The 11,992-nt window shown below is 70.1% G+C and carries 10 protein-coding genes; 7 read left to right on the top strand and 3 right to left on the bottom strand.

The features are described from left to right. Window positions 1-295 precede the first annotated feature (295 nt). The 3 genes from DAI20_RS01740 to DAI20_RS01730 form a co-directional block, all read right to left on the bottom strand. Window positions 296-1,756 carry an HNH endonuclease signature motif containing protein gene (locus DAI20_RS01740; RefSeq protein ID WP_159084874.1) on the bottom strand — a complete coding sequence of 487 codons (1,461 nt, stop codon included), beginning with the start codon at window positions 1,754-1,756 and terminating at the stop codon, window positions 296-298. A gap of 162 nt (window positions 1,757-1,918) precedes the next feature. Continuing rightward, entirely contained in the window at window positions 1,919-3,700 is a 1,782-nt protein-coding gene (locus tag DAI20_RS01735; protein WP_108248856.1) for a thiamine pyrophosphate-requiring protein, read from the bottom strand. Between the two features lie 88 nt (window positions 3,701-3,788). Beyond that, window positions 3,789-5,717 carry a BglG family transcription antiterminator gene (locus tag DAI20_RS01730; RefSeq protein ID WP_205781320.1) on the bottom strand — a complete coding sequence of 643 codons (1,929 nt, stop codon included), beginning with the start codon at window positions 5,715-5,717 and terminating at the stop codon, window positions 3,789-3,791. Between the two features lie 156 nt (window positions 5,718-5,873). Here DAI20_RS01730 and DAI20_RS01725 point away from each other — a divergent pair, with 156 nt between their 5' ends. From DAI20_RS01725 to infA, 7 genes are all read left to right on the top strand, one after another. Then, window positions 5,874-6,191, top strand: coding sequence for a PTS sugar transporter subunit IIB (locus DAI20_RS01725; protein ID WP_108248854.1), 318 nt, complete (start codon window positions 5,874-5,876; stop codon window positions 6,189-6,191). Window positions 6,192-6,256: 65 nt separating this feature from the next. Beyond that, window positions 6,257-6,523, top strand: coding sequence for an HPr family phosphocarrier protein (locus DAI20_RS01720; protein ID WP_108248853.1), 267 nt, complete (start codon window positions 6,257-6,259; stop codon window positions 6,521-6,523). A gap of 59 nt (window positions 6,524-6,582) precedes the next feature. Further along, window positions 6,583-8,229, top strand: coding sequence for a phosphoenolpyruvate--protein phosphotransferase (ptsP, locus tag DAI20_RS01715; RefSeq protein WP_240605917.1), 1,647 nt, complete (start codon window positions 6,583-6,585; stop codon window positions 8,227-8,229). After that, on the top strand, window positions 8,226-9,737 hold the full coding sequence (locus DAI20_RS01710) for a PTS mannitol transporter subunit IIBC (protein WP_108248851.1): 1,512 nt from the start codon (window positions 8,226-8,228) through the stop codon (window positions 9,735-9,737). Before ptsP ends, DAI20_RS01710 begins: the two co-directional genes overlap by 4 nt. A 49-nt stretch (window positions 9,738-9,786) precedes the next feature. Further along, window positions 9,787-10,227: a PTS mannitol transporter subunit IIA gene (locus DAI20_RS01705; RefSeq protein WP_108248850.1), complete on the top strand. Its 441-nt coding sequence runs from the start codon at window positions 9,787-9,789 to the stop codon at window positions 10,225-10,227. After that, the gene (locus DAI20_RS01700; RefSeq protein WP_108248849.1) at window positions 10,224-11,396 is read left to right on the top strand and encodes a mannitol-1-phosphate 5-dehydrogenase; all 1,173 of its coding nucleotides are present in this window, start codon (window positions 10,224-10,226) and stop codon (window positions 11,394-11,396) included. The genes DAI20_RS01705 and DAI20_RS01700 overlap by 4 nt, the downstream gene beginning before the upstream one ends. Before the next feature lie 336 nt (window positions 11,397-11,732). Next, the gene (gene infA, locus DAI20_RS01695; RefSeq protein WP_022883252.1) at window positions 11,733-11,954 is read left to right on the top strand and encodes a translation initiation factor IF-1; all 222 of its coding nucleotides are present in this window, start codon (window positions 11,733-11,735) and stop codon (window positions 11,952-11,954) included. Window positions 11,955-11,992: the final 38 nt, after the last annotated feature.

Genomic DNA, 11,992 nt, shown 5'->3' with positions numbered 1-11,992 from the left:
GCTTCGCGAGCAGCGACGGAATGCGGATGGCTGACTCCCGAGATCTGTGGGCGTTCCGCACACGGTCGCTGAGCTTGTCGAAGCGACGTGCGGCGACGTCGCGTCCCTTCGACGGGCTCAGGGACCGAAGTGGTGCTGTCGATCGGCGCTGGTCGTTCCCGAGAACTTCGCTAGCAGGGACGGAATGCGAATGGCCCACTCCCGAGGTTCGTGGGCGTTCCGGACACGATCGCTGAGCTTGTCGAAGCGGCGCAAGGTGCGTGCGTCCCTTTGACGGACTCAGGGACCATACGGATCAGTCTCCGAGTCGGGCTGGCTCGGGTGGAGGGGCCGGGTGTAGGTCACGGAGGCGGTGTCGGCGGGCGTTCCAGTCCTGGACCGTCCTGCTCTTCGTCCCCAGGTGCCGCGGCTCACGGTTCGGGCTGATCGACCTCGGCGGGAACAGCAGGTACTTCCCACCTGTTCTGGTGATGTCCCACCCGTTGTTGTGGAGCAGCAGGTGGTGGTGCTTGCACAGCAGCACTCCATCGGCGATGTCCGTCTTGCCGTGGTCGCGTTTCCACTGATTGATGTGGTGCGCCTCACACCAGGACGGTGGTCGGTCGCACCCAGGCCACATGCAGCCGCCATCCCGGACCGCGAGTCCGATGCGCTGGCGTGCCGTGAAGAGCCGCTGCTCGCGACCGACGTTGACGCACTGCCCGTCATCGTCGAGGACCACCGCCACCGTTCCCGTACTGCAGATCTCGCGGCGAATGGTGCCGATGCTCACGGCTTCGCCGGTGTCCTGGATCGAGCCGTGGCCGTCGCCGGATTCCAGCGTCTCCTTCGTGACAATCACCCGGACCGCCGGCCGCCGCGATCCGAAGACCTGTCCGGGATCGGCGTCCGCGCCGATGCGAAGCAGCTCGAGGAACCCGTCGGCGGCCAGGCGCTCGGTTGACCGCGCGTCGTTGACGATCGCGTCGATGCGCGCCCGGTCCTCTTCCTTGACGAAGCGCGGGCCGCCTCGGCGGGGGTTAGTCAGCTCGTCGAGTACTGAGAGGAGGAATGCTCCGGGTTCAGGGGCGTAAAGGAACTTGCCCTCGACCATCCCATCGGGCCGCTTCCAGGCCTTCAGATGCTGCTGGTCCAGCTGCGCCTTCTCGCGGTCCGCGACCTCGGTGTCGTTCAGGTCGTCGCGCAGTTGCCTTGCCCGGCGGTGCAATTGACCGGCCGTGAGGGTAATCGCATCTTCGATCAACTCGATCGCGGCCTCGGACAGTGCCTCGGGCGGTACCGAGTCGGTCGGGAGTCCCAGTCCGGCTCGGATCGCGTCTGCCTGCGCGATCGACACCTTCCCGTCTCTGACCGCGTGGGCTATCGGGGCCTGCCATGGAGTCGGTGGGGCAGGCAGCTCAGGGTGCTCTCGCTTCAGCGTCTCCACCGCGTCCGTCTCGGCGAGCATCTTGCCCACCTCGACTATCGAGACAGCGCCGCCCTTGGTCGTTCCGGTGATGGCTTCCACCATCGCTTGAGGCGTGCGGTAGCCCTCCTGCTGAGCCAGCCCGGCCGAGCCGAGGTCCGGCGCCGAGCGACGGCTCAGTTCCGCGGCGATCGCGGCGGTCATGGTGTCGCAGCAGCGTCGGGCGTCGGAGATAACCTGCAGCGCGTCGAGCAGATCCTGCTTCGGGAGCGCGGCGTAAGAAGCGGGCGAGGAGCCCAGGCGTGCGACCGCATCCGCTGTGCGGAGGAGCGTCGCTGCCGGGGTTCTCATAGCACACATTCTACCACGTCGAAAGTTTCTTCGATGAGGAACTTTCGCTCCGGTGGAGAACTACCTTGGGGCAACTCGGAGCGACGGCCTGCGTCCCTTCGACAAGCTCAGGGACCGTGTGGGCGGCACGCACCCGCACCCGCACCCGCACCCGCCGGCGGGCTACTCCTCGTGGGAGGCGTACTCGTCCAGGAGGCGGCGGGCGCGGTCGCTGTCCGGGGTGCCCTCCTCGTCGAGCGCCCCGCGCATCGTGTCCAGCTTCGCCGCCCCGCCCGGGAAGGGCGGCAGCAGCGGGATCGACGCGTCCGTGCGCACCTCGAGCAGCACCGGGCGGTCCGCGCCGAGGGCGCGCTCCCACGCGGCCGCCAACTGGTCGGGATCCTCGACCCGCTCGCCCCGCAGACCGAGCAGCTCCGCGTACTCGGCGTACGGGAACTCGGGCAGGGCCTGGCTCGCGGGGAATCGGGGCTCGCCCTCCATCTCCCGCTGCTCCCACGTCACCTCGGCGAGGTCGCCGTTGTTGAGCACGCACACGACGAAGCGCGGATCGGCCCATTCCCGCCACAGTCTGCTGACGGTGACGAGCTCGGCGATGCCGGTCATCTGGAACCCGCCATCGCCGGAGAGCACGATGACGGGGCGATCGGGCGCGCCGAGCTTCGCCGCGATCCCGTAGGGCACGCCGCAGCCCATGCTGGCCAGGGTGCTGGACAGGTGCACGGGCACGCCCTGCGGCACCCGCACCTGCCGGGCGTACCAGTAGACGACGCTGCCCACGTCGACGGCCACTCGCGCGTTCGGCGGCAACTGGCGGTCGAGCTCGCGCAGCACGCGCTCCGGGTTCACCGGATCGGCCGGCACCATCGCCCGCCTCTCGGCGATCTCGCGCCACTCGGTCACGTGCCGCTCGACCTCGTCCCGCCAGGGCGTCTCGGCACGTTCGGCGAGGAGGCCGAGCAGGGACGAGAGGGTCCGGGCCGCGTCCCCGACCAGGCCGACCTCGACCGGGTACCGGTTGCCGAGGTAGCGGCCGTCGAGGTCGATCTGCACCGCCCGCGCCTGGCCGGGCTGCGGGTAGAACTCCGTCCACGGGTCGTTCGAGCCCACGATCAGCAGGGTGTCGCAGGTACCGAGCAGGTGGGCGCTCGCGGTGGTGCCGAGGTGCCCCATGGTGCCCGCGGCGTAGGGCAGCGTCTCGTCGACGTAGGGCTTGCCGAGGAGGCTCGTGGTGATGCCCGCGCCGAGCCGCTCGGCCACGGCCACGACCTCGTCGCGGGCGTGCCGGGCACCCTGCCCCACGAGCAGGGCGACGCGCTCGCCCGAATTGAGAATGTCCGCCGCCACCTGCAGGTCGTCCGCCTGCGGCTGGACCTCGCCGGGACGGTAGCCGGGCGCGGTGACCACGATGCCGTGCTCGGCTTTGAGCTCCGGCGCCGCCGCCTTCTGCACGTCGTGCGGCACGATCACGACGGCGGGGGAGCGCGTGGCGAGCGCGGTCCGGAACGCCCGGTCGAGCGCCATGGGCAGCTGCTCGGGCGCGGACACCTGCACGGCGTACTGCGCCGCGACGTCCGCGAAGAGGGTGAGCAGGTTGATCTCCTGCATGTAGCCCGAGCCGAGCACGCTCCGGTTCTGCTGGCCCACGATGGCGACCACGGGCACGCCGTCGAGCTTCGCGTCGTAGAGCCCGTTCAGCAGGTGCACCGCGCCGGGGCCCTGGGTCGACGTGACGACACCGACCCCGCCGCCGTACTTGGCGTGCCCCACGGCCATGAACGCGGCGTTCTCCTCGTGCCGCGCCTGCACGAACCGCGGCCCGTCCTCGGCGCGGTTCAGCGCCTCGAGGAAGCCGTTGATGCCGTCCCCGCTGTAACCGTAGATCCGCTCGACGCCCCACGCCCGCAGGCGCTCCACCATCAGATCCGACACCGTGCGCTCCGCCATGGCTCCTCCTCGTGCAACGGCGCCCGGGCGTGCTTCCGCACCCGGCCGCGCTTCCGACGAGTCTGCTCCTACCCCGGGGGAATAGAGGTCAGGAGTCCATCACCCGCACGAGCTCCTCGATGAACGAGGCGAAGTCGGGGGAGTTGCGCAGGATGCGGCGCACGTCGTCCGGCGCGGAGAACACCTCGACGAACTGGTCGAACACCCGCTGGAAGTTGGCCCGTCCGCTCGCGCTGAAGGCGATGAGGGCGACGACGTGCACGCGGCTGCCACCCCAGGGGATGGGCGAGTCGTTGATCGCGATGGCGATGGAGGTGCGCGCGGCCGTCATCTCGAGCGCGTGCGGCACGGCGAGGTCGTCGGTGAATGCCGTGGACGACATCCGCTCGCGCAGCACGGCCCCCTCGACGTAGGCCCGGTCGATCACGCCCTGCTCCACCATCCGCTCGCCCAGGGCGCGGATCGCATCCTCCTCGGACGACGCCGCGAGGTTCCGCACGAACAGCGCCTCGTCGAAGTAGGTGAGCAGCTCGTTCTTCAGTTCGTCGCGCCTGCGGTGCCTGCGCACCCTCGCGATTGCCCGACGCACGGCCTCGAGGTCGTCCGCGGTCGGCAGCGGGGACACGGTCACGACGTTGTCGGCGCCCGCCGGGGCACCCGTCGCGCTGATGACGAGGTCGACCGACAGGGTGGCGAGGTCGACGTCCGTGCGGGTGATGACGTTCTCCACCTGCAGCTCGTCGCCGAGGGCGGACTCGATGCGCGCCCGCAGCAGGGTGTGCAGGTCGTAGTAGTTGGCGCAGACGATGGCGCAGGTCAGCCGGTCCTCGCGGCGGGCCTGGCGCTCGAGGTGCGAGCCGACGTGCAGCGCGATGTAGCCGATCTCGTCGTCGTTGATGGGCACGTCGAGGCGCCGGTTGATCTCGTTGGCGATGAAGACCGCGAGCTCGAACGTCATGGGGTACGAGGTCTTGATGGACCGGGCAAGCGGGTTCGGCGCATAACTGCGCCCCTTGGCCCGCGCGATGAGGTTGGCGAGGTGCAGCGAGAAGCGGACCATGAACGCGTCGTCCTCGAGGTCGACGAGGTATTCCTGATGCACGCGCCGCACGATCGCGCGCACGACATCGAGGTTCGTCTGCTCGACGTGGTTCTCCAGCACGGTCGCGAGGGACTCGTTCTGCCCGGGCGTGACGACGCGGGTGGTGAGCAGCAGGGTGAGGTAGTCGACGTTCGCCAGGGTGAGCTCGACCCCGAAGTGCCGCCGCAGCAGCTTCGCGAGGTCGTCGGACAGCCGGGCGGCCTGGCCGGTCACCGTGCGCTCGGCGTCCCCGGCCGGGTCGCCGTCGTCGTGCGACACCCGGTCGACGGCGATTGCCACGTGCAGCAGCACGTCGTTGATGCCGTACTCGTTCACGTAGTAGCCGTGCTCGGCCACCATGGCGAGCAACTCGGTCTTGAAGCTCCCGAGGTCGTGTGCCGCGAACTCGCGCTGCACGCTCTCCAGCTCGAAGAAGTCCTGCGCGTGCTCCTCCCGGAACATCCGGCTGAGGAGAAGGCGCACGTCGCGCTCCGACCCGGTCAGCCGCACCGCGCTGCCCTGCCTGGTGAGGGCGAGCCCCGCATCCTGGAGGAGGGGCCGCATGCGGCGCAGGTCGGACTCGATCGTCGACTCGCTGACGAAGAGCGACTCGGCGAGGTCGTACACGTCGAGCGGTTCGGACGCGTCGCCGAGGCGCCGGACGAGGTGGTACAGCCGGTCACGCGGCGTCTCCGGCTCCGAGCCCCTGGCGCGGTTCGCCCGGAGGTAGGCGGCGTAGCTTGCCGGGTCGAGTCGGTATCCGTCGCCGGAGGACTCGATGGTCACGCTCGGCAGTGTCCGGTCGCGGATCGCGGTGACGTAGTTGCGGACGCTGCGCGGGGTGACGCCGAGCCGGTCCGCGATCTCGCTCGCGGCGACCCAGCGCGACGTGCTGGACAGGTAGTCCAGCACCCTCTCGTGGCGGTCGCTCAGCACGCAGGTAGTCAACCATCCCCCGCCGTGAACAGGGGACTGATCCGGCCGCGTCGCGACCGGCTTTCCTGGGGGGCGGAACGCGGTCTGCTGGCGGGGGACGGGCGGCCCGGGCAGCATGAGGAGGTACTGGCAACGGAGCGAGGAGGAGGTGCACCCATGGCGCGCATCCTCATCGTCTGTGGAGCCGGTGCCTCAAGCACGTTCCTGGCCCACCGGATTCGCGCGCTCGCGGCAGAGCGCGGCATCCCGGTCGTGGTCGAGGCGGCGGCGGAAAGCGACCTCGCGGTGCTCGCGGCGGGCGTCGACGTCGTGCTTGTGGGCCACCATCTCCACGATCGGTTCGACCAGCTCTCCCGGACGATCACGTCCGAGGGGGCCGCGGCCGTTCTCCTTCCTCCCGCGGTGTTCACACCGGCCGGTGCGACAGCGGCCCTCGAGGCAGCGCTCACCGAAATGGCGGGGCGCGTAGATTGAGGAACACCGCGACCGATCGGGCCGGCACGGACCGTCCCCGACGAACAGCATCTGAAGGAGACCCCATGGCAGAACGCACCGTCAGCATCGGATCCTCGCACGGTCTGCACGCCCGCCCCGCAGCGCTGTTCACGCAGGCGGCGTCGCAGGCCGGCATGCCCGTGCAGATCACGAAGGGCGCCAAGAAGGCGAACGCCGCGAGCATCCTCGGCGTCATCTCCCTCGGCATCGACCACGGCGACGAGGTCGTCCTGTCCGCGGACGGCGAGAACGCCGAGGTCGTGCTCGAGGAGCTCGCCGGCATGCTCGAGGCCGATATGGACCAGGCGTGAGCACCCAGCTGACCGGTGTCGGCATCGGCCGCGGATCCGCGGTCGGCAGTGTCATCCGCATGCCCGACCCGCTGCCCGAGCCCGCGGACTCGCCGAGCACCCTCTCCGCCGAGGAGGAGGGCGCGCGAGCAGCGGCCTCCCTCGCCGCCGTCGCGGCCGACATCCGGGCGCGCGGAGAGCGCGCGGGCGGACCGGCCAAGGACGTGCTCGAGGCGCAGGCCTTCATGGCGGAGGACCCCACGCTGAGCGAGGACGTCACCGGCCGCCTCGCCACGGGCAAGACCGCCGAGCGCGCGGTCTTCGAGGCCTTCGCCGGCTTCCGCGACATGCTGATCGGCATGGGCGGATACATGGGGGAGCGTGCCACCGACCTCGACGACGTCTCGCAGCGCGTCGTCGCCCACCTGCTCGGCGTGCCCGCGCCCGGCGTTCCGTCGCCCGACAGCCCGTTCGTGCTCGTCGCCCGCGACCTCGCGCCCGCCGACACCGCGCTCCTCGACCTCGACAAGGTGCTCGCGCTCATCACGAGCGAGGGCGGCCCGACCTCCCACACCGCAATCCTCGCCCGCGACAAGGGCATCGTCGCCGTCGTCGGCGTCGAGCCGGCCGTGAACCTGAAGGACGGCGACCCCGTCATCGTGGACGCGGCGACCGGCACCGTGACGCTCTCGCCCTCGGACGAGGAGCTGGCCGCCGCGAACGCCGCGATCGAGGCCCGCGGATCGGCGATCGCCGCTCCCACGGGTCCCGGGGCGCTCGCCGACGGCACCATGATCCCGCTGCTCGCCAACCTCGGATCCGCTGCCGCGGCCGCGGGCGCCGTGGAGAAGGGCGCGGAGGGCGTCGGCCTGTTCCGCACCGAGTTCCTCTTCCTCGACGCCAAGAGCGCCCCGACGGTCGAGGAGCAGAAGGCGCACTACGTCGCCGTGCTCCAGGCGTTCCCGGGCAAGAAGGTCGTCGTGCGCGTGCTCGACGCCGGGGCGGACAAGCCGCTCACCTTCCTGAACGACGCGCCGGAGGAGAACCCCGCCCTCGGCCTGCGCGGGCTGCGCGCGCTGCGCGCCCACGAGCAGATCCTGCGGGACCAGCTGACCGCGCTCGCCCAGGCGGACGCCGAGACCGAGAGCGACCTGTGGGTCATGGCGCCCATGGTGTCGACGGTGGAGGAGTCCCGCTACTTCACGAACCTTGCGCACGAGCTCGGGCTGAAGACCGCCGGCGTCATGGTCGAGGTGCCCTCGTCCGCGCTGCTGGCCGACCGCATCCTCGCGGACGCCGACTTCGCGAGCATCGGCACGAACGACCTCACCCAGTACACGCTCGCCGCCGACCGCCTCCTCGGCTCCGTCGCGCCGTTCCAGGACCCGTGGCACCCCTCGGTGCTGCGGCTGGTCGGCGAGGTGGGCGCCGCGGGTGCCGCCCTCGGCAAGCCGGTCGGCATCTGCGGTGAGGCCGCGGCCGACCCCCAGCTCGCCGTGGTGCTCGTCGGCCTCGGCGCGACGACCCTGTCGATGTCCCCCGCCGCGCTCGCCGACGTGCGCGCCGAGCTGCTGAAGTTCACCCTGGACCAGGCGCGCGCGTTCGCCACCGTCGCGCTCGCCGCGAGCAGCGCCGCCGAAGCCCGTGCCGCCGTGCACGCCGCGAGCGACGCGATCCTCACCGCACCATCCCCTACCGAATCCGAATCGAACGGAGCACGATCATGACGACGGCGTCACCCGCCACCAGGACGCAGAAGGGCGGCGCCCGCGTCCGCATTCAGCGGTTCGGTGCATTCCTCTCCGGCATGGTCATGCCGAACATCCCCGCGTTCATCGCCTGGGGGCTCATCACCGCGCTGTTCATCCAGACCGGCTGGCTGCCCGTGCCGCAACTCGGCGGCTTCGGCGAGGCCCCGGACGGCACGCCGTACACCGGCATCGTCGGCCCGATGATCACCTACCTCCTCCCGCTGCTCATCGCCTACACGGGTGGCCGCATGGTCTACGACGTGCGCGGTGGCGTGGTCGGAGCGGCGGCGACCATGGGTGTCATCGCCGGCTCGAGCGCCCCGATGTTCCTCGGTGCCCTCATCGTCGGCCCGCTCGCGGCCCTCATCATGAAGAAGATCGACAAGATCTGGGACGGCAAGATCCGCGCCGGCTTCGAGATGCTCGTCAACAACTTCTCCGCCGGCATCCTCGCCATGCTCCTCGCGCTCGTCGCGTTCTTCGGGCTCGCGCCGCTGCTCTCCGCCTTCAGCAACGCGCTGGGCGGCGCGGTGGGCTGGCTCACCGAGAACGGCCTCCTGCCGCTCGCGAGCATCGTGATCGAGCCGGCCAAGGTGCTGTTCCTCAACAACGCCATCAACCAGGGCGTGCTCACGCCGCTCGGCGCGGCCCAGTCGGCCGACACCGGCAAGTCGATCCTGTTCCTGCTCGAGGCCAACCCCGGCCCGGGTCTCGGACTGCTGCTCGCCTTCACCGTCTTCGGCGTCGGCGTCTCGCGTGCCACCGCCCCCGGCGCGATCATCATCCAGTTCCTGGGCGGCATCCACGAGATCTACTTCCCGTACGTGCTGTCGAAGCCGATCCTGCTGCTCGCCGTCATCTCCGGCGGCGCGACCGGCGTGTTCACGAACGTGCTCTTCGGCTCCGGCCTCGTGAGCGTCGCCTCGCCGGGCAGCATCTTCGCGATCCTCGCGGTCACCGCCCGTGACAGCTACCCCGGTGTCATCCTGTCGGTGCTGCTGTCCGCGGCCGTGTCCTTCGCGGTGGCCTCCGTCATCCTGCGGGCCAGCCGCAAGCGCGACCTCGAGGCCGAGGCGGCGGGCACCAACGCCCTCGCCGACGCCGCTGCGCGCATGGACGACCTCAAGGGCAAGAAGAGCTCGGTCACCGCGGCCCTCCGCCAGGAGTCCGGCGCCAACACCGCCACCGAGGTGCGCATCGACAACATCGTGTTCGCCTGCGACGCGGGCATGGGGTCGAGCGCCATGGGCGCGAGCGTGCTGCGCAACAAGCTCAAGAAGGCCGGCGTCGAGGGGGTCACGGTGGTCAACAAGTCCATCGCGAACCTCGACGGTCACGAGGACCTGATCATCACGCACAAGGACCTCACCGACCGCGCCCGCCAGAAGAACGACCACGCCACGCACGTGTCGGTCGACAACTTCATGAACAGCCCCAAGTACGACGAGGTCGTCGACCTCGTCCAGTCCCAGAAGGGCGAGTGACGGCGCGGGAGACCGCACCGCGACTCGCGAGCAACAGGAAGAGGAATCGATGACCGACAAGGTGCTTGAACTCGACCGGGTGCGCGTCGGCGCGCACGCCAGCGGCATGGAGGACGCGATCGCCCAGGCGGCGGAGCTCCTCGTCTCCGCCGGCGCCGTGACGCCGGAGTACCTCGGCTACATGCTCGAGCGGGAGAAGTCGGTCTCGACCTACATGGGCAACTTCCTGGCCATTCCGCACGGCACGAACGAGGGCAAGGACACGATCCTCGAGTCCGCGCTCTCGTTCGTGCGGTACGACCAGCCGATCGACTGGGGCGGCAACGAGGTGCGCTTCGTCGTCGGCATCGCCGGCAAGGAGAACGGCCACCTCGAGATCCTCACCAAGATCGCGATCATCTTCAGCGACGAGGACCAGGTGCAGCAGCTGCTCGACGCCCCCTCGGCGGAGGCCGTGTACGAGATCCTGTCCGAGGTCAACGAGGGATGAAGGCCGTCCACTTCGGCGCCGGCAACATCGGCCGGGGATTCGTCGGGCTCATCCTGCACAACGCCGGCTACGAGGTCCTCTTCTCCGACGTCAACGGCGAGCTGATCTCACAGCTCGCCGCCGCGGACGAGTACCGCGTGCGCGAGGTCGGGCCCGACGCCCGCGAGTGGACCGTCAGCGGCTTCCGCGCCATCAACAGCGCGGAGGACCCGGACGGGCTCGTGGCCGAGCTGGCCTCGGCTGACGTCGCCACAACGGCCGTCGGACCCACCGTGCTGCGCTTCGTCGCCCCGAGCATCGCGGCCGGGCTGCTCGCCCGCCCCGAGGGCGCGGCCCCGCTGCAGGTGATGGCGTGCGAGAACGCGATCAACGCGACGGACCTGCTGCGGGCCGAGGTGGAGAAGGCGCTCGGCGACCGCACGGACGCGCTGGACCGCGCGGTGTTCGCGAACACCGCCGTCGACCGCATCGTGCCGAACCAGGAGCCGGGCCAGGGGCTCGACGTCACCGTGGAGGACTTCTTCGAGTGGGTCATCGACCGCACGCCGTTCGGCGACGCGGTGCCGGAGATCCCCGAGGCGACCTTCGTCGACGACCTCGCCCCCTACATCGAGCGCAAGCTCTTCACGGTCAACACCGGACACGCGACACTCGCGTACCACGGGTTCGCCGCGGGCGCGGAGAGCCAGGCGGATGCGATGGCCATCACCGAGGTCGCCGAGGAGGTGCGCGCCGTGCTCGGTGAGACCAAGCAGCTGCTCGTCGCCAAGCACGGCCTCGGCGAGGACGAGCAGCAGCGGTACCTCGAGAAGAACCTCAAGCGCTTCGCCAACCCGGACCTCGCCGACACGGTCGCCCGCGTCGGCCGGCAGCCGCTGCGCAAGCTGAGCAGGCACGAGCGCTTCATCGGCCCCGCCGCGGAGCTCGCCGAGCGCGGGCTTCCGCACGACGCCCTCGTGCGCGCCGTGACCGCCGCGCTGCGGTTCGACGTGCCGGAGGACCCGCAGAGCGTCGAGCTCGGCGAGAAGCTCGCGTCGCTCTCGGCCGCCGACTTCGTGCGCGAGGTCACCGGCCTGGAGGACTCCCACCCGCTGACGTCGCCGCTCGTCGCCGCCGTGACCGGAGAGCAGTCCCGCCGCTCCGGCCTCATGCATCCCGAAGGCGCCTGAGCCGCGGCACAGCACGGACGACGTCTACGGTCCCTGAGCTTGTAGAAGGGACGCGACCTGCCTCACAGGTTGCGTCCCTTCGACAGACTCGGGGACCGTGTTCGTCCGGCTCGCGGACCGCGCCCCTGCCCGTCCGGCCGCTCGTCGGGCCCGTCAGCCGGGCGTGTTCGCCTGGGGCGCACCTATACCAGGCCGATTCGGCGTCAAGAATTGCGACACGCGCGAAGATGGCATACGCTTGATCTTTGGTGTTTTGGGCCCGTTTCGGGCGCCAATTTTCTCACCACAATCCCCCGCCGCACGACCAGCGGACAACCTTTTAGCGACAGTGAGTGTATGGCCAAAAAAGACGGTGTCATCGAGATCGAAGGCGCAGTAGTCGAAGCTCTTCCCAACGCGATGTTCCGCGTCGAGTTGACCAATGGACACAAGGTGCTCGCCCACATCTCGGGCAAGATGCGTCAGCACTACATCCGCATCCTCCCCGAGGACCGCGTGATCGTGGAGCTGAGCCCTTACGACCTGACCCGTGGTCGGATCGTCTACCGCTACAAGTAAGTCCGCTGTAAGGAACGGCCCTCCCCGGTCATCCGGCT

This window comes from Planctomonas deserti (assembly GCF_003067705.1).
Classification (GTDB): Bacteria; Actinomycetota; Actinomycetes; order Actinomycetales; family Microbacteriaceae; genus Planctomonas; species Planctomonas deserti.
This window is presented reverse-complemented; position numbering and strand designations above follow the sequence as displayed.

Bases quoted from the DNA above. Each gene is read 5' to 3' on its own strand.
- DAI20_RS01735 (WP_108248856.1), bottom strand. From the start codon at position 3,700: ATGGCGGAGCGCACGGTGTCGGATCTGATGGTGGAGCGCCTGCGGGCG.
- DAI20_RS01700 (WP_108248849.1), top strand. From the start codon at position 10,224: ATGAAGGCCGTCCACTTCGGCGCCGGCAACATCGGCCGGGGATTCGTC.
- ptsP (WP_240605917.1), top strand. From the start codon at position 6,583: ATGCCCGACCCGCTGCCCGAGCCCGCGGACTCGCCGAGCACCCTCTCC.
- DAI20_RS01705 (WP_108248850.1), top strand. From the start codon at position 9,787: ATGACCGACAAGGTGCTTGAACTCGACCGGGTGCGCGTCGGCGCGCAC.
- infA (WP_022883252.1), top strand. From the start codon at position 11,733: ATGGCCAAAAAAGACGGTGTCATCGAGATCGAAGGCGCAGTAGTCGAA.
- DAI20_RS01725 (WP_108248854.1), top strand. From the start codon at position 5,874: ATGGCGCGCATCCTCATCGTCTGTGGAGCCGGTGCCTCAAGCACGTTC.
- DAI20_RS01720 (WP_108248853.1), top strand. From the start codon at position 6,257: ATGGCAGAACGCACCGTCAGCATCGGATCCTCGCACGGTCTGCACGCC.
- DAI20_RS01740 (WP_159084874.1), bottom strand. From the start codon at position 1,756: ATGAGAACCCCGGCAGCGACGCTCCTCCGCACAGCGGATGCGGTCGCA.
- DAI20_RS01710 (WP_108248851.1), top strand. From the start codon at position 8,226: ATGACGACGGCGTCACCCGCCACCAGGACGCAGAAGGGCGGCGCCCGC.